This is a genomic window from Wolbachia endosymbiont of Frankliniella intonsa (assembly GCF_029856955.1).
Classification (GTDB): domain Bacteria; phylum Pseudomonadota; class Alphaproteobacteria; order Rickettsiales; family Anaplasmataceae; genus Wolbachia.
In genome coordinates this window covers 777,355-800,492 of the sequence record NZ_CP097148.1, presented here as the reverse complement: position 1 = coordinate 800,492, position 23,138 = coordinate 777,355, and the positions used below count along the sequence as shown (strand labels likewise).

Below are 23,138 nucleotides of genomic sequence, written 5' to 3'. Positions count from 1 at the left end.
TATAAGAAATTTGCTAAGGATTTTTATTTAGTCTGACTGCATCTTTTGCCTTATCCAATAACCCATTAATAAAACCAATTTCGCTTGGTTTATCAAGTAAATCAGATGCAATATTAGTATACTCATTGATAACAACTGGAACTGGTGTATCGCAATTAATCAACTCACATATTGCAACACGCAAAATAGATAAGCTTATAAGATTTAACCGTGAAAGGGACCAGCTTGGGTGTAAGTAAGACTCTATTATTTTATCATATTCTTCACTGCTTTTTATAACCTTATATAACAAGTTTTCTAAGAACTGATGTTCAAATTCTTCACATTCAAATATATCTTTCAACTTACTTATGTAGTCCTTAAGCTCACAATTTTCCAGTTTAAAGGTGCTTTTGTTGTAACCTACGAAAATATTTGAATAAGCAATTTGTACAGCAAGAAATCTTGCCGCACTTCTTTTTATACGCCACTTTTTATCTACCGGTTTTTCCTCCATTACTTTAATTTGTTGTATAAATCTATCATATGCAAAACAGTTGAGGCTGCATGGCCACCAACGTTCTTTTTATTTTTGTCAGCTCTAATTAGTGCTTTATCTTTGCTGTCAGCGGTAATTACGCCCATACCAAGGGGTATTGCATAATGCATAATAACTTCATTTAAGCCTTCGATTACTCCTTTGCAAACGTATTTATAATGATCAGTTTCACCGCGAATCACGCACCCAAGAGCTAAATAACCATCATAATTAGTATTCTTGCCTTTGACCGCAAAAAGAATTGCAGCTGGTATCTCAAACGTACCAGGCGCTTTAATTATCTCGTAACCAATATTATTTCCTTTGAATTTATCAGTTGCACCCTCAAGCAAAAGGTTTGCTATTTCAGTATAATAAACTGAATTAACTATTAGTATTTTCGACATTCATTCCTACTTTTCTTGTTAAAAGCAACTTTATTAATGATTGTTGAACCAGAGTTATAATATTACTAAATATCCAATATATTACCAGGCCGGCAGGAAAAGAAGAAAAAATAAAGACAGAAATGTAAGGTAAAAACTTCATAACATTTACTTGAATATCATCTTTACTGGTTTGATCTTTCTCACTTAGCTTCTGCTGAATTATCATGGTAGCGCCGAAAATTATAGGTAAAATGCCTATAGAAATAGGAAAGTTATAATTAAACAACCCAAATAATGTAAAAATGTTTGTTGGATCAGAAGCTGAAAGATCCTTAATCCATAAATAAAAAGGGGCGTGTCTCATCTCTATAGTAACAAATAATACTTTATACAGAGAAAAAAATACTGGTATTTGTATGAGCATAGGTAAAATGCTCGACATTGGATTTACATTGTTTCTCTTGAACAACGCAATTGTCTCTTTGTGCTGCTTTAAGCTGTCATTTTTGTACAACTCTTTTATACGAGTTAATTCAGGCTGCAGGCTTTTCACCTTGAACATCGAAATATATGATCTATTAGATAATGGAAGCATCAAAAGTTTGATTACTAAAGTTAGCAATAATATTGCTAAGCCAAAATTTTTCAAAACAAAGTTAAAATATTCAAGCAGTAAAAACACTGGCTTGGTTATAAAATAAAGTACACCAAAATCTACAGCCTTATCAAATAAAGGTATATTAAGAGTGTCTTTATAAGAATCAAGTAAATTCAACTTCTTTGCCCCAGCAAAAAAGTAGTTCAGAGTAGAAACACTTGCACCAGGGAGTATGTGTTTGTAAGGTTTAACAAAATCTACTTGAAACTTATCAATGTTATTAACATTCGTATGCTTAATACTTACATTTATTTGATCAGATTTTTCAGGTATGATAGCTGTAAACCAATATTTATCAGCAAAACCAAACCAACTTTTTTCACTTGTGCTGGCCTTTATTAAACGTTTCTTGGAAATATCCTTATATGTCCACTCCTCTGGTTTATTGTTAAATGCACCTAGTACTCCTTCATGTGATATCCAATAGGATTCGTTAATATTATCACGTTTACGATTGATTTTACCATAGGGAACCAAAACTACATTATCTTTTGTATTGTTTTCAATAATTTGCTCAACTTTAAACATGTAGTTATCGTCAAGGCTAATTTTCATTCTAAATAAAATGCCATTTTCATTATCCCAAAATAAATCGACCTCTTTTTGATTGAGTTTATCTGCTTGCCATACTGTTTTAGAATCTGGAACTTTAATCTTTTCATTCGGATCGAGCCACCCAAATTCTGCGAAATATACATCTTTTGATTCTGCAGGTGACAGTAACACCACTTGTGGAGAAGAAGAACTCGGTTCTAAGTGGTAGTTAGTTAAGATTAAGTCATCAAACCTTGCACCTTTCAGAGAAATTGATCCTTCAAGCATGTTATTGGTTAAATTAACTCTCTGTTCTCTAGTAGAATTAATAATTTCAGAACGATTTTGGTATATCATAGGAGCAAGGTCGTTAGAAGATTCGATATCTTCAATATTTTCAATCGATGGTTGGCTTTGGCTCGTGTTAAGAAAATTATCATAAATAATATGCCATAATACTATAATCAATATAGAAAGAATTGTTGCTAAAATTAAATTTTTTGCTTCTGACATGAAATGAAATCGAAGATACCTCCTTAAAGTATATATTAAATATTGTACTAAAACAATAAAATTTACTTATTTTTAATAATAGCTTTTAACGCTAATCTTAAAAATTTACTCTTATGGCTTCAAATTTTAATAATATGAATGCAGCAAAAAATCTAGTTATTTGGCTACTGATAACAGTCATTACTGCAATGTTTATTGATTCACAAGGGGATAAACTAATCAATAGGTTTCTGAGCACTTTTCTACCGTACAAAGGAAGGGTTCAAAATGGCGGAAGTATTGAATTTACAAAGTCATACGATGGACACTTTTATATTCAAGCTCAAGTCAATGATCGTAATATAACGTTTTTGCTTGATACCGGAGCAACTGATATTGTTCTATCGCAAAAAGATGCGTTACATGCTGGTATTAACTTACAAAACATTCAAGACTTTAAAATATATGAAACTGCAAAAGGTCAAATAAAAGCTGGAGTGGTTCAAATACCTCAAGTTAAAATAGGAAATTTTTTAATTAATGATGTGCACGCTAGTGTTAATACTCACTCTATGTCCCATTCATTACTTGGTATGAGCTTTTTGAGATATTTTCATTTCACTATTAGGGATAACAAGCTAATATTATATCGTAGTTAAACGTTCTATACTCTACTTATCAACGCTCTGCAGGTCAATATAGGAGCAGAGATAAATATTGCGGAACAGGTGCCGATTGCAATGCCAAAAGAAATGATTAAGCAGAAGTCTCTGACCACACCTGTACAAATCAGCACTAAAGGAAGAGCGGCAAGAAGAGTGGTACCTGAAGTTAACATAGTGCGAAATAGCGTCGAATTAATGCTGGCATCAACTACTTCACCTATTTTTGCATTTTTTCCACTTTTTTGATACTCTCGAATCCGATCATATATAACCACTGAGTTATTGATTGAGTAGCCAATTACGGTAAGGAGAGCTGCAACTGATGAAATATTAAACTCAATACTCGTTAAACTGATAAAGCCAAGAGTTAAAATCACATCATGGATCAGTGCCATTATTCCACCAAGTCCACACTGCCAGTTAAATCTAAGCCAAACATAAAAAAATATTCCAATAATTGCAATTAACATGGCTGATATCCCTTCAAATATCTGCGTTGAGCCTATTTGTGGACCAACATAATCTATTTTGCGATAAGTTACTAAATTACCTAATTTGCTCTCTAATATACTTTTAACCTTTTTAATTTTATCTTCATCTCCCTCATCTTTAAACCGCACAACTAAGTTATCACCAGCTTTTGAACTCTGTATCGTAAATCCACTCTCTTTTAATATACCGAGAATAGAATCATCCTTGCTTGAAGATTTTATCTCTATCAAAATTCCACCTGTAAAGTCTATACCCAAATTCATTCCTCGCAGCATAAAAGTAAGCATTGAAAAAATGATAAGAATAACGCTAACAAGTGCTGTCAAATTTCTATATTTACTAAATTTTATATCAAGATTATCTGTAATAAGTCTAATTGCCATATTTCCTACTTAAATTGTGATTTTATATACTTTTTAAGCAATCGACTAGCTATTTTCTCTTAGCTTATACTAATAATGATCTTTGATTTACTTAATCTACTTGAAAAAGATATTTGATCAAAAAAATGAAAACAGCATGGTTGTCATTAATAAAGTGCTACTTAAACATCTTTTTTAATCGATTGATTTCATCAGCAAATTTTGGGTCAGTTCTTATGAAATTTTCCACTTGTTTGACTGCGTGTATAACAGTAGCATGATCTCTACCACCAAAATTTCTTCCAATATCCGGTAAACTTTTTTGCGTAAACTTCTTTGCGAAATACATAGCTATTTGTCTCGGCCTCGCAAGACTGCGGAGCCTTCTATTAGATTGCATATCTGCAATCTTTATATTGAAAAATTCAGCTATTTTTTTCTGTATTTCTTCTATTGTGATTGACCTATGATTTGACCTAAGAAGATCAATTAGGGTCTCACTAGCTGATTCTACTGTCATGCTTCTTCCAATTAAAGAGGTATGAGCAACCTTATTTAATGCTCCTTCTAGTTCTCTTATATTGGATTTTATATTCCTTGCCAAAAATTCTAGGACATCCTTGGGAACATACATATTCATTCGTTCCACTTTCGCCTGCAATATACCAAGTCTTAATTCAAAAGTTGTTTCATTAATATCTGCAACTAATCCCCAACCAAGTCGTGATTTTATTCTTTCTTCTACTCCATCAAGATCACTAGGAGACCTATCAGCTGATATAACCAATTGTTTATTTTGGTCTATCAATGCATTGAAAGTGTGAAAAAATTCTTCTTGTGTACTATCTTTACCACTGATAAATTGCACATCATCTACCATCAATACATCTACTGATCTAAATTGCTCTTTAAATAACATAATATCTTTGCTCCGCAGCGCCGTAATATATTGATACATAAATTTCTCTGCTGATAAATACACCACTTTTCTTTTTGCTGACGGAGAATTGACTATGTCCCAAGCTATAGCATGCATTAAATGTGTTTTACCAAGTCCCACTCCACCATATAGAAATAAAGGGTTGCTTCCTGATATTGGATCTATAGATTCCGCTACACGCTTTGCCGCTGTAAATGCTAACTCATTTGACTTTCCTACCACAAAATTATCAAAAGTGAATCTGGTATCTAGTGGTGAACCAAGATTATGATTATTTTCCTCTCTATTTTTTAGTATCGTATTAGAATTTGAATTTCTTTCTTCAATTAATTGAATATCAATAGAACATACACTTTGATCTTCGCTTTGCCATAATGACAATATTTTTTCCATGTAGTGAACTGTAATCCACTCCTTTATAAATCTTGTTGGTACAGACAACAAAACTTCTCCATTTCTGTTGCTGATAAATCTTAGTGAACTCAGCCAGCTGTTATATGTTGCTTCTCCATAGAGATTATGGAGATAATTTTGGATTTTTTCCCAAGTAACATTGTGGTCCGTTACTGTAATAATCTGATCAAAAAACATAGTAGAAACCTTAGGGTTAGTTAAGTTCATATACCACACCAAGAAAGAATAATAATCAGAAAGATGCAAGATAATCAATAGCTTACTGCAAGATAAAAAGCTAACACTACTTAATACATATCTAAAATTATGAGGATTTTTTGACGAGTTGTAAAGAGTATAAAAGCACTAAAATTGATCATTTTTTTGAAATAAAAACAATCAATTTGTAAATGTCGCTTGTACCGAGGATTAGAAGTATGTTATTAAAAAATAGTAATATATTATGTATAAATAAGATATTAAATTTACTGATAAATAAGTAAAGTACTTGTATAAATATAGCTGATTTAGTATAAATTTATTGAAGTAAATTTGTGATTATATTAAGTAATTTGAGTCATAATACTGTATTCGGTATTGAACTGGAGTTTTACACTGAGGGAATAAAAAAAGAATATTTATTTCTGAATAGCATCAAAAATAAAATAGCTTCTCTTGGATTTTTTTGTGAGAAAGAGAGTTCTTTAAACCAATACGAGATAAAAAGTGATTGTTATACGAGTCCTGATAATTTAATTATGCATTTTGAGTTAGTAAAAAAATTACTGATTGGAACAGCACAAGAGTTTGATGGTAATGTTTCTTTTAAAGCAAAACCTTATTTGGATAGAGCAGGCAGCGCACTAAATGTACATGTTAGCCTCATGGATTCAAATAATAATAACTTATTTTATGGCAATAAGCAAAAATATAGTGACCACCTGATTCACAGCATAGGTGGATTATGTGCAATGATGAAAAAACATATGTTGTTTTTTGCTCCAAATGATGATTCATATTTAAGATTTCAGCACCCAGATATTCATACTCCAACTACGATTAGTTGGGGAGTGAATAACAGAACTTCTGCGATAAGAATTCCCTATTTTGGCAACGATTCCAAAAGATGCCGCCTAGAGCACCGTGTTCCTGGAGCAGATTGTAACCTTGAAAAAGTACTCACAGCAATAATTGAAGGTATAGTTTTTGGTATAGAGAACAAAATTGCTCCGCCAAATAGAGTGTATGGCATTGCATCTGATCCTCAATATAAGATGGAGAGTTTGATATAGCAACTACCTGTTAAACCCTAACCCATTAAACTCCTTTGAGGTAATTGGCCATTCTAGCACTTTCCTCACATCATTATTTACATTCCCATACTGTAATAGCAAGTCTGCAGCAGATAGTTTCTGCGTACTTTTAGATGATCCAAGCCCTATATTGGTAAGGTTGCTCGGTGGCTGCTCAGGAAGTGGATTACCAAGTGCATCCATGTGTTTAGGTAAAGGTTCCATAACAATATTTGTAGCACTAGAAACGAAATGACTATCTTTAGTATCAGCACTTTTAGAAAGTGAATTACCTTTGAAATCCATATGTTTAGGTAGTCCATTTTTCATTTCTTCTTCTGCCCTTTTATTTTTTAATTCTTCTTCTAGCTCAGTTTCAGTTCTTTTTGGTTCTTTTACGGTATCTTTTTCTTCACCTTCATCAACACTGCTATACCCTTCATCTTCTGACATATCATCAGTTTTAACAGACTTAGCTCCTGCTTTATTAAGCAATGAAAGTAATGCGTAAGTAACTGCAGCAGCAGTAACTATAATGGCTATCTTTGCAGCAATGTGAATCACTGTTAAAAATACTAAAGTTGATGAAACACCAACCAACCCAGATACGATCACTTTATTCTTGCCTTCTGTCACACTTAAAACTGCTACCATAATAATCCCTCAAATATCATACTAAAGTCATATTATATAGAAATTTTCTTACGCTTGCAAAATTGTAAAAATTTTAATCATTTACATAAAGCTATATGAGGATTAATTAATATATAATTTATCTTAGATATAATATGATATAAATACGTATAATGTTTGGCATGAAAAGCTTACTTGTAGAGAGGAATAGAACAGTAATATTATTGCTTATCGTGATTTTTACCTTCGGCTCATACACTTATATAAAGATGCCAAGAGAAAGCAATCCTGATATACAGATTCCTATAATTAGTGTATTTGTCGGGTTTCCTGGTATTTCTGTCGAGGATAGTAAAAAGCTATTAGTGCTTCCTATAGAAAATGAACTAAGATCCATCCAAGGTGTAAAAGAATTGAGAGCTTTTGCAACTAATGATGGTGCTCACATGATAATCGAATTTAGAACAGAGTATAATAATAAAGAAGTGCTCGATAATGTCCGTTCAAAGCTTTTAAACATAAAATCAAAATTACCTATTGAAGCAGAATCTCCGATAATCAATGAAATAGACTTGAGCTTATTTCCGATACTAAACGTTGGCTTGATTGGTAATTTGCCGGAAAGAACTTTAACTGAAATAGCACGCAAACTAAAGAAAGAAATAGAATCTCTGCCAAATGTTCTTAAAGTTGAAGTAGCAGGTATGCGTAAAGAAACAGTGGAAGTTATAATTGAGCCCACAGTTCTAACAAAATATAACATTCAATCAAATGAGATATTTCAAGCTATATCAAACAACAACAGATTGGTAGGAGCCGGATCACTAGAAAATTATACCGGTAAATATTCGATTAAAATATCAGGGTTATTAAAAGACATAGAAGATATTATGAATATTCCTATTAGATCTCAAAGTGATGCAGTTTTGAGAATCAAAGATATAGCAAAAGTATACCTTGGGTTTGAGGATCACCAAGGATTTGCTCGTATTAATGGACTACCTAGCATTGTACTAGAAATTTCAAAACGTAATGGAAAAAACATAATAGACACGGTAAATCAAGTAAAATACTTAATGGACAAAGCAAAAGATCAATTACCTGAAAATTTAAAAGTAGTTTATTTGAATGACCAGTCAAAAAATGTACGTGATGTGCTTGACGACTTGGAAAATGGTATAATATTTGCCGTATTACTAATATTAACCATAATAATGCTCTTTATGGGAACAAGGGCTGCTATTCTTGTTGCACTATCAATACCTAGCTCCTTTCTAATAGGAATAATGGCTCTTTACCTCATGGGTATTACTCTAAATATAGTTGTGCTCTTCAGTTTAATTATGGCAGTTGGCATGCTGGTTGATGATGCAATTGTAATCAGCGAATATGCTGATAGAAAGATGATTTGTGGCATGGATAAAGTAGAAGCCTTTTGCACCTCAGTTCATGATATGTTCTATCCAGTTTTATCATCAACATTGACTAAATTAGCAGTGTTTTTCCCTCTGTTACTCTGGCCCGATACAGTCGGTAAATTTATGCAGTACATACCAATTACAATAATTCTAACTTTAACTGGATAGCTAATTATGGCTTTGGTTTTTATACCAACACTTGGTGCAATATTTGGTAAACCTTCCATAACTTCAAAAAAAGAAATAATAAGAATGAGTGCTATAGAAAGTGGTGAGATAAAAAATACTGGGCTTATAATAAGAACTTATGTACGTATGTTAGAGAAAGTCTTAGATCACCCCAAAAAATTTGTATGTGTTGTTGTGTTTGTTTTATTTTTGTCTAGTATATTATATTTTACTTTTGGTCCTGGATTAAAGTTCTTTCCGAATGTAGATTCAGATAACATTTTAATCAGCGTTAAAGTAAAAGAAAGCTTATCAGCCAAAGAACGAGATTTGATACTTAAGAAAGTAGAAGAACGTATTTTGGGTGTTGAAAAGGAAATTTATGTTTTTTATGCTCGATCAGGAAAATTTTCAGACAACGTTATTGCCAAAATTCAATTGGAACTTGTAGATTGGCGCTGCAGGGGCAAAGATACGCAAATACTAAATGATATAAGGAGTAGTGTACAAAACATAAAAGGAGTAATAATTGACGTACAGGAACAAAAGTCAGGACCATCAGCTGACAAGCCAATACAAATTAACTTAAGCGGAAGTGCATCCAACTTGAATTCAGTAGCAGAGAAAATCCTAAAAATTATGGACCAACCTTCATCTGTATTTATAAATATTCAAGATAGTAGATCATCACCTGAAATAGAGTGGAATATGAGTATTGATAAGAGTAAGGCTACAAGCTCTGGAGTAAGTGTTGCAACCATCGGTGATTTTATAAAGATGGTTACAAATGGAGTATTAATTGGAAAATATAGACCAAATAACGCAGATGAAGAAATTGATATTGTACTACGCTTTCCCAGAAAGAATCGCAACATGAAAACTATAGATAACTTTTTTATTAATACAGCAAATGGACCATATTCTATGAGTAGAATAGTGAAATACGTTCCCGAAAAAAAAGGCAAATAAACTAAGTAGGATTGATGGATCACGCACAGTAACAATCTATGCTGACGTTGATACTGGCTATCTTGTTGATGAAAGAGTTAAGTTCATTCAAAATTCGATTACTCAAGACTGTAGTAAAGGAGTAAAGATTGATTTCAAAGGTGATAAGGAAGATCAACAAAAATCAGGAGCATTTTTATTAAAGGCTTTTATATTAGCAATTACATTGATGATATTGGTGCTAGTGGCACAGTTTAACAACATATACTATACATTTATCGTAATGACAGCAGTGTTTTTATCAACAACATGTGTATTTTTCATTTTCTTTCTTATTCAGAAAGTTTTTGTAGTTGTCATGTGTGGAGTGGGGATAATTGCTTTAGCAGGAATTATAGTGAATAATAATATACTATTGCTTGATGCCTTTCATCAGCAAATTAAGGTGCGCAAAAATAACATTAAGCAATGTATAATAAACGCTTCAATTTCTCGCATCAGGCCAATACTACTTACCGTTGCAACTACAGTTCTTGGTTTAATACCTATGATTACTAGGTTAAATATCAGTTTTTTTACGCTACAAATCACATATGATGCTCCATCAAGCCAGTGGTGGGTTGATATTTCAGCAACCATAGCAAGTGGAATATTGGCTGCAACCATACGCGTCAAGTTAAGGAACTGTGGTAATAAACTTAGTGTAAGGAAGAGAAAAAAAAGATATAAGTTCTCTTAAATCTAACAAAGAAAACGGAGAACTTATACAATGAAAAGAATAGTTTGCATCTCAAAAAAGCTCAAAGAATTTTTTAATGAAAAAGCAGATAAAATCTCAGCTACAACAGGGTTCATAAAAAGAAAGAGGAAGCTAAAAGGCTCGTCGTTCATAAAAGCCATCGTTTTGGATAATATAGGGGTTGATAATTGTAGTATAGAGACAGTGTGTCAATTATTGAATGAAGACTCGATAAATATAACAAAACAAGGTCTGGACTTTAGATTTACCAAGGAAGCAGTGGAATTTATGAAAAGAATGTATAATGAATCTTTAACGTTACTTAAAAATACCTTACAAGTTGATTGCAGAATCTTGAAGCACTTTGGAGGTGTTAAATTATTAGACAGCAGCTACATTAGCTTACCTAACAGTATGGAAGACATGTATAAAGGTTATGGTACCAGCTACAGTGGTTATGAAAGCAATACTAAGTCTGGAATAAAGTTACAATTAGTTTTTGACTACCTAAACCAGACATTAGACCAGCTTAATATAACTGAAGGAATAAGGTCAGATCAGGGTTATAGAAGCCATTTAAGCAATATATCGAACAACGATTTACTAATATCTGATTTGGGTTATTTTGTGCCAAGTTCTTTTAAACACATCAATGAAATAGGAGCTTATTTCATAAGTCGTTATAAATCCGATACTAACATATATGATATAGAGACAGGTCAAAAATAGATTTACTAGAACATTTGGGAGATCGATCTTTTCTAGAACAGGAGGTATTGTTAGGAAAAGAGACAAGGGTTAAAGTAAGAATTATATTTAAAAACTAACTGAAGAACAAGCTGTGGCTAGAAGAAGAAAGGCTAATAGGTTAGCAAGATCACATGGATACACATCTTCTCAAAGGAACCAAAAGTTACTAAATTGGTCAATATTTATAACTAATGTTCCAAAAAGTAAGATTAATGCTGAGCAAATACTAGTAGTTTACCGAATAAGATGGCAAATTGAATTATTGTTCAAATTATATAAGAGTAATATAAGGATTGATAAGCTGAGAGGAAAGCCATACAGAGTATTATGTGAGCTATATGCCAAATTGTGTGCAATTCTTATATTTCATGGAATAGTGGGTTGCACAGAACTGAAAAAAAATACGGAGCTTAGCTTAACAAAGGCATTTATTGAGCTAAAAAGACGGGTTAGAGAGTTATTTTTAGCACTAAATAATAAAATTAAAGGCTTAAATATTTTTCTCAAAAAGCTTACCATAACTTGGTCGCAGTTTTCATTAAAAGACAAGTGCAGAAAAACTAGGGTATCCACCTTAACTTCTCTAAATTTGCTCACAATCTCTTAACTCGACGCGTATGATTGGCTGCAACGGTCTTAACTTTACTCTTTACTCCGGCGTTGCTTGTCATACAAAGACATGAAAAAACTTGACTTAAATTAGCAATCATTTAACATTTAAGATAGCGTTCTTTACCTGTTGAAGCTATAATTATAACTAATTAAATTGGATTTATTTATATGATTGCTAATCGTAAAAGCAGTGTTAAGCAGAAAAGCAACAAGAATAACATAGTTGGGAGCCTTGATGTAATAAAAACAGCGGGAGAGCTCTCACTTCAAAAAGGTTTGGATTTTAATATTATAATAAATGCACTTAAAAGTGCTATCGAAGCAGTAGCTCAACAAAAGTATGGTAGCAAAAGTAAAATTGTAGTTAATATAGATAGAAACACAGGCAAAGTTACCTCATATAGACAACTAAAAGTCATTAATGATGAATCAAATGAAAATGAGTGTGACTTAATTAAGTTGACACAAGCTAAGTTAATAAAAGAAGATGCAAAAGTTGGAGATACTATTAGTGAGTTGATTTCTCTTAACACTGATCTTGTTTCAGCAAGAATTGCCCAGCAAAAGATTTCTGAAATAATCAAAAATGAAGAGTTAAAAAAGCAATATGAGGAGTTTAAAGATAAGGTAGGAGAAATGAGGTATGGCATCGTTAAACAAGTAGAATATTCAGATCTTATTATAGACATAAACGGAATTGGAGCATACCTCCCTTTACGAAACTTAATTGGTGGTGAGTCATTTCGTGAAGGCGATAAGGTTAAAGCTTACATACAGGCTGTTAAGCGCTATGACGATGGACGTCAAATCATTCTTTCTAGGACTCATGAAGGCTTTTTAGAGGCATTGTTGAATCAAGAAGTACCAGAAGTTGCTGACGGATTGATAACAATTAAAGGTATAGCTAGAGACGCTGGTTCAAGATCTAAAGTTGCTGTTTTTTCATCTGATAAGAATATCGATCCAGTAGGTGCTTGCGTTGGAGTTAAAGGAGATAGAATAAAAACTATTATACACGAATTAAACGGTGAAAAAATCGACGTCATACATTACTCATCAGATTTGGGTCAATTTGTTATTAAAGCCATTACTCCTGCAGAAGTATCAAAGGTCATTATTGACGAAAATGAAAATTGTATAGAGTTAATAGTTGCTGAAGATCAATTGAGTTTAGCTATAGGAAAAAAGGGTCAGAATGTAAGATTAGCTTCAGAGCTTGTTGGATGGAAAATTGAGATATTAAGCACTCAGCAAGAATCAGAAAGAAGAAACAAAGAATTTAGTCAATGTTCAGTTTTATTTGCTGAAGCTTTAAACTTAGAAGAGATTATGGGCCAATTATTGGTAACAGAAGGTTTTTCAAGTGTAGAAGATATATCTAACACTTCAATTAAGGAACTTGCTTCAATAGAGGGCTTCAATGAAGATATTGCAAATGAACTTCATAATAGAGCAAATAATTACCTGAAAGCAGAGAATGATAGAAAAATAGAAGAGCTAAAAAATTTAGGTATGGAAGACGATGTAATCAACTTAGCCTTATCAATAGATAATAAAATTGCTCTTAGTAAACATAATATTAAAACTTTAGAGGACATAGCAGATTTATCAAATTATGAGTTTTGTAGCATACTCTCTTCCTCAACTAATAATAAAGACAATCTAAAAGATACAGCAGATTTAATAATCATAGAAGCACGTAAAAAGCTTGGATTAATATAAAAACAATATGAATAATGAAGATATCAGTAATAAAAAATTAACCCTACAAGGCTTAAGCAAGCTTAAATTAGACATTAATTTAAACTCTTTAAATAGTCAAAGTACTGGTACTACAATAGTAAAAAAAAGAAGAAAAATTCATTCTGCAGAAGAATATAGTTTATTTGACGAGAGTAAATCAGGCTCTTTAACTGAAAAAGAACAAATTTCCCGCATTAATGCTGTACAGAATGCTACTTTGCTGAAAGAAAGGAATCAGAGAGAACAAGAAGAGAAAGTAAAAAAAGAAGAAAGCAATCAAGAAGCTGAAGATAAAAATGAATCACACTCTGTACCTAAAGAAATAAATAAGGAAGTTTTAAGTAATACTAACTCAGTTGAACAAAAAGAAGATAGTATTGAATATGAGAACAATGATAAAAAGTCTTTTAAAGCTAGCAAAGATATATACTCTAAGCATTCTAAGCTAGTAATTACACGGGCAATAGATGAAAGAAATGAACACCTCCCTGTATTTAAGCAAAAATTTGGTATAAGAAGTAAACAATCAAAGTTTACTAAGGGCAAAAATATAGCAAGAGAAGTTATTATACCAGACAAAATAACTATCAGGGAGTTATCTATTCGTATGGCAGAAGATAGCAAGAGTGTGCTAAAAATGCTCAAAGAAGAAGTTGGGGAGAGCTATAGAGTAGATGATCTAGTAGATCCAGATATAGCATGCGAAATAGCAAAAAAATTTAATCATACGGCTAAACGAGTAAGTGATGCTGATAAAGAAAAGAATTTACTCTTCATAAGCAACAGAGAAAACTTACCTAAAAGACCAAAACCACCTATCGTTACTTTTATGGGACATGTGGATCATGGTAAAACATCATTGCTTGATGCATTTCGTGAATCCAATGTTGCAGAAAAAGAGTCAGGTGGCATCACTCAACATATAGGTGCTTATCAATTAACGACAAAAAATAAGCAAAAAATTACTTTCATTGATACACCAGGGCATGAGGCGTTTACTGCAATGCGTGCACGTGGTGCCAATATTACTAATATAGTTGTGATAGTAGTTGCAGCTGATGATGGAATCATGAAACAAACAGTTGAAGCAATAAACCATGCAAAAGCAGCAAATGTCTCTATTATAGTTGCCATTAATAAAATTGATAAATCACAACCTGGCGATGTAGAAAGAATAATTAATAGTTTGCCTCAGTATGACCTCATCCCCGAAGAACTTGGTGGTGATGTTATAATTGTGCCAGTATCAGCAAAAAAGAAAATCAACTTAGATAAACTAGAAGAGGCAATTTTATTAATTGCTGAATTAATGACGCTAGAAGGCATAGAGGATTGTCGAGCACTTGGATGGGTAATAGAGTCCAAAATAGATAAAGCTAAAGGAATATCAGCTACATTAATAGTTGAAGAAGGAACATTAAAGATTGGTGACATATTGATAGTTGGTACAACATACAGCAAAGTACGCAGTATGATTAATCACCTTAGTCAAAGAGAAAAAGCGTCACTACCTTCTACTCCAGTTGAAGTTACTGGTTTAAATGGTGTACCAAATGCTGGAGATAAATTTGTTGTTGTAAACTCTGAAAGGCAGGCTCGTGAAATTGTTGAATACAGGTTAGAATTAATCAAGAAAAAGCAAGAAGATTTAGACGACAGTAATTTAGATATATTCAGTCGTAATGATAGTGAAACAGAAGAACTATCTGTAGTTTTAAAGTGCGATGTCACTGGTTCTATTGAAGCAATATCAAGCTCAATTGATAAGCTTGGTAAAGAGCAAGTGAAATTAAATATTCTACACAAAGCAGTAGGAGGAGTAACAGATTCAGATGTGCTGCTTGCAGAAGCATCAAGCGCAGTAATTTTAGCTTTTAATGTAAAAGTGGATTCAAAAATAAGAGAATTAGCAAAACAAAAAGGTATAGAAATACATACTTACAATATAATATATGAGCTTATTGAAGACATGAGGATGTATCTAACTAAAATGTTAAAGCCTGTTACACGAGAGGTTCGTGTTGGTTCTGCATCTGTAAGGCAAATATTTAATGCATCCAAAGCCGGTAATATAATCGGATGTTATGTCACTGATGGAGTTATAAAAAAAGATTCTTTAATTAAGGTAGTACGTGGCAGCAAATTGGTACATGAAGGAAAGTTAAAAGCACTACGTAGATTTAAAGATGATGTTAAAGAAGTGGGTGTAAATTTTGAATGCGGAATATCGCTAGAGGGTAATATCGATATTAAAGTTGGAGACATTTTGGAAGCTTATCAATTAGTGCAAGAAGAAAGGACGTTATAGTAGTTGAATATGAAAAAGGAAATTAGAAACCTAAAAGTAGCATCGGTATTACATAGGGCAATATCAAAAGTCTTAATGGAAAGTAATGTGCTTAATGAAAAAGTAGTAGTATCTGATGTAAAGCTAAGCAAAGATTTGAAGAAAGCAGATGTATATATTGTGTTATCTTCATTAAACATCCAAAATGATAATGATGATATCAGCACTGTTGTTAATGAAATGAACCAATCTGCATGGTCAATACGTAAATCTATATTGTGTTATGTTGATTTGCGATTTATACCTGAGTTAGTTTTTAAGCCTGATTTAGCATTCGATAATTTTGTCAATGTAAGCAAAATATTACATAATCACACTTAATTAATGTATTTCAACCATTATTTCTCATTAATGAGAATAAACAGTTTAACAGGTTTATGGCTTGTGCTATTTTCTAGCTTAAGCGGCATTCTTTTAGCCTCAACTTCTCTATCGTATCAGGCTCTTTTTCTCCTTGTTTTGTTTACTATAGGTGCATTTTTAATGAGACCCGCAGGGTGCATAATCAATGATATCTTCGATAGAGAAATAGATGCACATGTTGAACGAACAAAATATAGGCCACTTGCAAGTGGTTCATTAAACATAAAGCAGGCTTTGGCTTTACTTTCACTGTTACTGTCTATTGCCCTGGTAATCTTATTATTAACCAATAAAACTACTCTTATACTTGGAATAATTTCAATGTGCATGATAGTTATCTATCCCTTGCTAAAGCGTTACGTTTGGTGGCCACAATTGTTTTTAGGTTTTACTTTCAACATGGGATCACTCATGGGTTCAGCAGCAATAACAAACCAGATTAGCATAGAATCCTTGCTATTTTATATAGGATGCGTCTTTTGGACGCTTAGTTATGATACTATATACGCTCATCAAGATAAAAAAGATGATGAGAAATTAGGAATGAAATCTACTGCATTATATTTTGGCAATACAACAAAATCTTGGTTGAAAAGATTTTATTTAATATCCTTAATGGCATGGTTGTACGCTGGTATACTATCATCATTAAATAACATCTTTTATATTGCTTTACTTGCCATAGGATTCATATTTCACCACCAACACAAAAATTTCAATCCAGACGATTCTAATCAATGCATGTCCATATTTAAAAATAATTCCCAGATAGGACTCCTGCTCTTTTTCGGTATCCTTTTAGATAGAATTCTAAATTCTACTTTTGTATCCGTTCAGATGCATGGCTAATGTGTAAATATCGAAGCAAAAATGTTGTCATTCCAGTGTCAAGTACTGGGATGACAGAGAAAGCATCATATTGAAATGACACCATTTATTTCTATTGCTGTCTTTTCTATCTTATTTTGTCACCCTGCTGAACGGATTCTACTTTTTAGAACATATCTTGAAAGGAAATCAGGAAGATAATATGATAGGATCAGTAAAAAATATATCCAGGTGATGTAAGTGACAAAGAATGGAAATTTCTTGAGCCAAGAGTTGCACAAAGTGTGGCCAAGAAAGCACAAAATAAGCAATTATTAATGTTATACAATACATAATGAAAGGTATAGCTCTTTTCATAATGGTACAAACGGTTTAAAATAAGAGTTTATAGTAGTGAAGGTAAGTATGCCAGCAGCATATAGTTATGATTTAAGAAAAAAAGCAATGGAGGTACTAGACGAAGGGGAAAGCAGAGAAACGGTAGCAGCAAGATTTAAAATTGGAAGAACTACATTATGGGAGTGGCAGCAAAGAAAAAAAAGAAACAGGAGATTTTCAGTCGAAAAAACTTGGAAATGGAGGTTATAATCATAAAATTACCGACTGGAATAAATTTACTTAATTTGCCAAAAAAACATGGTGGAAAAACTCTATCGGAAATGGCTAAGCTTTGGAGTAATGTTAGTATCCCAACGATTCATCTAGCTCTTAAAAAAATTGGACTCACACGCAAAAAAAGACATATGGATACAAAGAAAGGAATGAAGAAAAACGTGCTGAATTTTTGAAAATTATAGCAACGAAAGAACCTCAAAACTTAGTATATATAGATGAATCTGGTATTGATAATACCGAAGACTATCCCTATGGATATTCTCAGAAAGGACAGCGATTTTATGCCCTAAAATCTGGAAAGAAAACTCAACGAATTAGCATGATTGCAGCTCTAAATAGTAGAAAAATAGTTGTTCCGTTAACATTTGAGGGCCATTGTAATATGGATATCTTTAATAAATGGTTTGAGCAGTTTTTGACACCTATTTTGGAACCTGGACAAACTGTTATCCTTGATAATGCTACTTTTCATAAGTCTAATAATACCAAAATCCATTACTGACGGAACAAATAAGAAACATTACAAACTCGTTTAATAGTAGTACTGGAAATATTGACAATAAAATTACACAAAACATCTTCAAGTAAACCTATGGTATCGTAGATATAGCTCTTTTCATAATAGTCCGGAAAGTTCATAGAAAAGCAGAATCAACAGCATGACGAAAAGATGTGAATAGAGGGATGTTTTTCCTAGCTCTATTTTTTATAGCAAACCAATGATGCTCAATTTTATTGAAATCTGGGGAATACGTAGGAAGATACAAAATTTCAGCACCAACTTCTTTAGCAAGTTCAGTAATCTTATTAGACTTATGAAAAGTAGCATTATCAAGGATAACAGTTTGTCCAGGTTCCAAAATAGGTGTCAAAAACTGCTCAAACCATTTATTAAAGATATCCATATTACAATGGCCCTCAAATGTTAACGGAACAACTATTTTTCTACTATTTAGAGCTGCAATCATGCTAATTCGTTGAGTTTTCTTTCCAGATTTTAGGGCATAAAATCGCTGTCCTTTCTGAGAATATCCATAGGGATAGTCTTCGGTATTATCAATACCAGATTCATCTATATATACTAAGTTTTGAGGTTCTTTCGTTGCTATAATTTTCAAAAATTCAGCACGTTTTTCTTCATTCCTTTCTTTGTATCCATATGTCTTTTTTGCGTGTGAGTCCAATTTTTAAGAGCTAGATGAATCGTTGGGATACTAACATTACTCCAAAGCTTAGCCATTTCCGATAGAGTTTTTCCACCATGTTTTTTTGGCAAATTCAGTAAATTTATTCCAGTCGGTAATTTTATGATTATAACCTCCATTTCCAAGTTTTTTCGACTGAAAATCTCCTGTTTCTTTTTTTTCTTTGCTGCCACTCCCATAATGTAGTTCTTCCAATTTTAAATCTTGCTGCTACCGTTTCTCTGCTTTCCCCTTCGTCTAGTACCTCCATTGCTTTTTTTCTTAAATCATAACTATATGCTGCTGGCATACTTACCTTCACTACTATAAACTCTTATTTTAAACCGTTTGGACCATTATGAAAAGAGCTATACTATTGCGTAAAGTATTGTATTTGATATATTGCCACAACCTTTCAACAGGATTCAGTTCCGGTGAATAAGGAGGCAAGTATATGATGGTAATGTTTTCCTGAATTTTCAAACTTTTTGATCTATGCCAACTTGCACAATCCATTACAAGAAAGGCTTCTTTCGTGCCTAAATCTTTCGACATCTGCTCCAGAAATATATTCATACAATCAGTGTTTACATATGGAGCAAGTAGGCTGATTTTCTTACCACTTCTTGGATTTACCGCACTTTAGATATAGAAATTTTGTCTACCAATTTTCATTTTAACCTGCGTTCTGACCCCTTTTAAACCATCCGTGTCCGATTTTTGAATGAGTCCCAAATCGTGATTCATCAAAAAACACCTCCCTTTTAGGGTGGAAATTGACTATTTTATTGAAGTATCTTTTAAACTCTTCTTGCTTGTTTTTATCTTGTTTATGGTGCATTGGCCTCGGTGTTATGTAAGAAAATTTCATCCTTTGTATCTCACGGTGCACTGTTGATTTGCTGATGTTTAGGGCAAATTCCTCTGAGATTTTTATTTGTACTTCCTTAATAGTAATATTTGGATTTCTTTCTACCCATATTTCAATTTGCTCACGTTGATTTTTGTTTAATTTGCTTTTTCTTCTCCGCTGAAACGGGGCAAATAATTTTTCTACTCTACCAAATTTTAGATGCTTTATCCATTCAGTCAAAGCAGTCCTTGAAATTTTACATATTCTTGCCACAGCGCTTATACTACTTTCTTTTCCTGCTATCACCGCTTGTAACTTTTTTGAAACATATGCGTTATTTCTTACCTTTTTTAACATTTCTTTCGCTAAATTTACAACTCTTTCGTCTAATAGTTTTGACCTTAATGCCATTTATACCTCGCTATTTCACTTACTCTAGTATGACTTTTTCCCCATTATTCTCTATCTGTTCTTTCTATAGCGGGAATTGGTATCACCTCTATCACCTCTCCTTTTACCATCACTCCCTTTATTAACTTCTTCACTACTTCTTTCTGCTTTCCAAAACTTAAATTTTTCCATTCTTCTGCTTTTTCTGTCCAATTTTCATATAGCTGTTCAGCTCTCTTCATCACTTCTTTTTCTACTTCTCCTGCTATTACATTTCGGTTTTCTGATTCACAACCTTTTCCCCTTAAATGATTGTTGCATACGTAATATCGATATCTCTTATTCTCCTTTTTTGCATATGTCAGTGTCATATTCACATCACAGCTCTTGCACTTAATTATTCCCTTTAGCAGAGCTTCTTCATATTTTGCTTTTCTATATGGCTGATTCTTTATCAATTCTTGTGCTTTTTGCCATTTTTCCTCTTTTATTATTGCTTCATGCTTTCCTTCATACTCTTTTTCATAATGCCTGATTTTTCCCATATATATTGGATTTGTTATTATTCTCCTTACCGTCGCTTTTTTAAAGATATCTGATTTTGTTCGGTAACCTTCTCTATTTAACTGTGTGATTCATAGAGGTTATTGCAACTAATTTGTCAGATCAAGTCTGAACTTAAAATACCTGTTAAGAGGTTTTATTTTTTGAAGTGACTTTAACTCTTGGTTGTGTTTGTAATTTTGCATGACAAATGTTTCTTTTGATGAGATATAATTTTTTTGTATTTCACTTAGACAAGGAATTGTTTTTTCCAGTTCTTTATATTTTTCCCAAGGAGTCTTTCCCTGAAGAGAGCTATGAGGACGTTGTTTATTATAATATTCTTCCCAATCCCTAAGCTTGACTTGCAATTCATAATCCTTAATGTTAACGCTACTATAAAATTCATCTAAATCTGTACGCTGCGCTCTTTCTACTTTACCATTTAAATGTGGGGAAAACGGCTTAATTGGACGGAATTTTATTTTCCATTCTTTTAGACACTCTTGCACTTCGTAAGCAAAAAATTCTTGTCCTCTATCGGTCTGAATCCTTTGACAATGAAATGGAGCCCTTTCCCTTAATTGTTTTAGGAAATCCAGAGTATTTTTGAAGTACGCCTTGAGTATAATGCGATAACTTTATAACGCGTACAATCATCTATAGCAGTATATTGATAAAGCCCCGAAGATATTTTGCAAACATCCATTTGTACACGCTCTCCTGGCACTTTGCAGTTATAACGCTTAATCTGCTTGCGATAGTGGCGCTTAATACGTAAAAGACTTACATCGTGTTTCTTCAAAACTTTGTGTATAGTAGCCAATGCAAAAGAGATATCATGTAAACGCTTTAATTCAGCTCGAATACGTCTTGCTCCTAATTTTCTAGCTTTTCTCAGATGAAGAATGAGCTGTTCATTTGACTTGTTGATTTTTTGTAAGGGTAAAGTTTTAGTCCTGCTACTAAGGTTTGACAATCCCTGTTCACCTAGCTTTTCATAACGTTTGTACCATTTTCGTAAGGTAAAGCGTAAAATGTTATAGTGTTGACATACTTTGCCTGCATGACCTAATTTTTGTATAATTCTATCCAATTCAGACGCAACTTAACTTTGGTATCCATTTACTGATTGCCTCTTGTTGATGAATTTATTCATATTATTTTAATAAGGTATTTAAACTATCACAAGTCAAAGTTTTTATTTTATCTTACATTTTTGATGTAATAACCTCTATGAATCACACAAACTGGAAGTTGATGGTTTATATGTCAGTCCGGAAAATCTGCAGCTTAAAGCTAAAATAATGCCTAAAATAGAGGCTAGAATATTCGAAGACAACCATAAGCCATTGATCAAATTTTGTCGGCAAAAAGGATTCTACTTTTTTGATGCAATTGATAAAATAAAAGCCTGTTTGGAAGAAAACAGAGATGAGCTGAAAGTAAAACTTGGGGTTCATAAAAAATCTCTGATTGACTTTGTTAACTTTAAAGATGTTGCAGTACGGCACGCTCCAAGGATGCAATTATGTGCAGTCGTTGCAGTGTTGAATGCACCAAGCAGAAACCTTGGCAATCCAAGCAATAAGCAACTGCAAGCAGTTAGTCAATCTTATTCTTCCAGTGTTGATGAGCAAGTTCCTCAGCATGTAAGTGAAACAACTGGCAATGTTGGACAGATAAGTACAAACGTTAGTGAGCACAGTGAAGTTTCTTCAGAACTCGAAAGTAATGGTAATCAACAAAGTACACAACCAGAATTTTTAACAACCAACGGTAACTCTAGTAACATAACTACTGAAAGTGGCAGTACTAAAATACCAGTTTCAGATCAAAAAAATAGTATTCAAAATAATAATCAACAGCCGAGTAATTTAAATAATGATGCTACGCGAAGTGAAAAGAAAAGTAAACTACCTATTGTAGCCGCTTCTACGCTAGCAATAGCTGGAGTTGCTTTAGGAGTAGCTATTGCAGTTTACTCAGGAATGTTAGCGGTAGGAATAGCAGTTGGAGTTTGTTGTCTAATTGCTGCTGCAATCGTATCCTATTATGATAGGCCTTCAAATTCACTTGAAAATAGCAATGTCGAAGAATTTGTAACTAATGAGGAACATACTATTGTTTAGATGCTTACGCTTAAATGAACTGGAGTGGCAAAGAGAGACTCTTTTGAAATTGCTTACCTAACATTCCACTCAATAAAAGTCACTCTTTATATTTGAAGCTTAACAAATACGGTTTTAGACGTAAAAATATTGAATATT

General features: G+C 32.8%; 15 protein-coding genes and 7 pseudogenes. 11 read left to right on the top strand and 11 right to left on the bottom strand.

Going from position 1 to position 23,138, the window contains the following annotated elements; all coding sequences use genetic code 11:
* Nucleotides 1-13 precede the first annotated feature (13 nt).
* The 3 genes from nusB to yidC are packed head-to-tail and all read right to left on the bottom strand — an operon-like array spanning nucleotide 14 to nucleotide 2,611.
* A complete protein-coding gene (gene nusB / locus M3L71_RS04515) occupies nucleotides 14-496 on the bottom strand; it encodes a transcription antitermination factor NusB (RefSeq protein WP_280143212.1) in 483 nt (160 codons plus the stop codon).
* Nucleotides 496-924, bottom strand: a complete 429-nt coding sequence (locus M3L71_RS04510) for a 6,7-dimethyl-8-ribityllumazine synthase (protein WP_280143211.1) — start codon at nucleotides 922-924, stop codon at nucleotides 496-498. The genes nusB and M3L71_RS04510 overlap by 1 nt, the downstream gene beginning before the upstream one ends.
* A complete protein-coding gene (yidC, locus tag M3L71_RS04505) occupies nucleotides 902-2,611 on the bottom strand; it encodes a membrane protein insertase YidC (protein ID WP_280143210.1) in 1,710 nt (569 codons plus the stop codon). The genes M3L71_RS04510 and yidC overlap by 23 nt, the downstream gene beginning before the upstream one ends.
* A gap of 113 nt (nucleotides 2,612-2,724) precedes the next feature.
* Between yidC and M3L71_RS04500 the strand changes: the two genes are divergently transcribed.
* The gene (locus M3L71_RS04500; RefSeq protein WP_280143209.1) at nucleotides 2,725-3,249 is read left to right on the top strand and encodes a TIGR02281 family clan AA aspartic protease; all 525 of its coding nucleotides are present in this window, start codon (nucleotides 2,725-2,727) and stop codon (nucleotides 3,247-3,249) included.
* 5 nt (nucleotides 3,250-3,254) lie between these two features.
* Here the strand turns inward: M3L71_RS04500 and secF are convergent, their stop codons facing one another.
* Nucleotides 3,255-4,130: a protein translocase subunit SecF gene (gene secF / locus M3L71_RS04495; RefSeq protein WP_280143208.1), complete on the bottom strand. Its 876-nt coding sequence runs from the start codon at nucleotides 4,128-4,130 to the stop codon at nucleotides 3,255-3,257.
* Between the two features lie 157 nt (nucleotides 4,131-4,287).
* Entirely contained in the window at nucleotides 4,288-5,670 is a 1,383-nt protein-coding gene (gene dnaA / locus M3L71_RS04490) for a chromosomal replication initiator protein DnaA (RefSeq protein ID WP_012481713.1), read from the bottom strand.
* 326 nt (nucleotides 5,671-5,996) lie between these two features.
* On the opposite strand from dnaA, the gene M3L71_RS04485 reads away from it, so the two are divergent.
* Complete coding sequence (locus M3L71_RS04485) at nucleotides 5,997-6,734, top strand: type I glutamate--ammonia ligase (RefSeq protein ID WP_280143207.1); 738 nt, start codon at nucleotides 5,997-5,999, stop codon at nucleotides 6,732-6,734.
* 3 nt (nucleotides 6,735-6,737) lie between these two features.
* Here M3L71_RS04485 and M3L71_RS04480 read toward each other — a convergent pair whose 3' ends face one another.
* Nucleotides 6,738-7,388 (bottom strand): hypothetical protein, encoded by a 651-nt coding sequence (locus M3L71_RS04480; protein ID WP_280143206.1) that lies wholly within the window; start codon nucleotides 7,386-7,388, stop codon nucleotides 6,738-6,740.
* A 152-nt stretch (nucleotides 7,389-7,540) separates the two neighbouring features.
* Between M3L71_RS04480 and M3L71_RS04475 the strand changes: the two are divergent.
* From M3L71_RS04475 to M3L71_RS04440, 8 genes and pseudogenes are all read left to right on the top strand, one after another.
* A pseudogene (locus M3L71_RS04475) lies at nucleotides 7,541-9,922 on the top strand (efflux RND transporter permease subunit).
* Between the two features lie 10 nt (nucleotides 9,923-9,932).
* A complete protein-coding gene (locus tag M3L71_RS04470; RefSeq protein WP_349292738.1) occupies nucleotides 9,933-10,640 on the top strand; it encodes an efflux RND transporter permease subunit in 708 nt (235 codons plus the stop codon).
* Between the two features lie 30 nt (nucleotides 10,641-10,670).
* Nucleotides 10,671-11,997: pseudogene (locus M3L71_RS04465) on the top strand (IS4 family transposase).
* 173 nt (nucleotides 11,998-12,170) lie between these two features.
* Complete coding sequence (nusA, locus tag M3L71_RS04460; RefSeq protein WP_280143205.1) at nucleotides 12,171-13,724, top strand: transcription termination factor NusA; 1,554 nt, start codon at nucleotides 12,171-12,173, stop codon at nucleotides 13,722-13,724.
* Nucleotides 13,725-13,731: 7 nt separating this feature from the next.
* Nucleotides 13,732-16,053: a translation initiation factor IF-2 gene (infB, locus tag M3L71_RS04455; protein ID WP_280143204.1), complete on the top strand. Its 2,322-nt coding sequence runs from the start codon at nucleotides 13,732-13,734 to the stop codon at nucleotides 16,051-16,053.
* Between the two features lie 9 nt (nucleotides 16,054-16,062).
* Nucleotides 16,063-16,413 carry a ribosome-binding factor A gene (locus tag M3L71_RS04450; protein ID WP_264374680.1) on the top strand — a complete coding sequence of 117 codons (351 nt, stop codon included), beginning with the start codon at nucleotides 16,063-16,065 and terminating at the stop codon, nucleotides 16,411-16,413.
* Nucleotides 16,414-16,416: 3 nt separating this feature from the next.
* Nucleotides 16,417-17,304, top strand: a complete 888-nt coding sequence (gene ubiA / locus M3L71_RS04445; RefSeq protein WP_280143203.1) for a 4-hydroxybenzoate octaprenyltransferase — start codon at nucleotides 16,417-16,419, stop codon at nucleotides 17,302-17,304.
* A gap of 384 nt (nucleotides 17,305-17,688) precedes the next feature.
* Nucleotides 17,689-18,379, top strand: a pseudogene (locus M3L71_RS04440) (IS630 family transposase); the annotation flags it as partial.
* 14 nt (nucleotides 18,380-18,393) lie between these two features.
* Here M3L71_RS04440 and M3L71_RS04435 read toward each other — a convergent pair.
* From M3L71_RS04435 to M3L71_RS04415, 5 genes and pseudogenes are all read right to left on the bottom strand, one after another.
* The gene (locus M3L71_RS04435) at nucleotides 18,394-18,537 is read right to left on the bottom strand and encodes a hypothetical protein (protein WP_280143202.1); all 144 of its coding nucleotides are present in this window, start codon (nucleotides 18,535-18,537) and stop codon (nucleotides 18,394-18,396) included.
* A pseudogene (locus tag M3L71_RS04430) lies at nucleotides 18,534-19,392 on the bottom strand (IS630 family transposase). The gene M3L71_RS04435 and the pseudogene M3L71_RS04430 overlap by 4 nt, the downstream one beginning before the upstream one ends.
* Nucleotides 19,393-19,451: 59 nt before the next feature.
* Nucleotides 19,452-20,346: pseudogene (locus tag M3L71_RS04425) on the bottom strand (IS630 family transposase); the annotation flags it as partial.
* 83 nt (nucleotides 20,347-20,429) lie between these two features.
* Nucleotides 20,430-20,954, bottom strand: a pseudogene (locus M3L71_RS04420) (recombinase family protein); the annotation flags it as partial.
* A gap of 24 nt (nucleotides 20,955-20,978) precedes the next feature.
* Nucleotides 20,979-21,993 (bottom strand): annotated as a pseudogene (locus tag M3L71_RS04415) (IS481 family transposase).
* Nucleotides 21,994-22,220: 227 nt separating this feature from the next.
* Here M3L71_RS04415 and M3L71_RS04410 point away from each other — a divergent pair.
* A complete protein-coding gene (locus tag M3L71_RS04410) occupies nucleotides 22,221-23,000 on the top strand; it encodes a TomO hydrophobic C-terminal domain-containing protein (protein ID WP_280143201.1) in 780 nt (259 codons plus the stop codon).
* Nucleotides 23,001-23,138 lie beyond the last annotated feature (138 nt).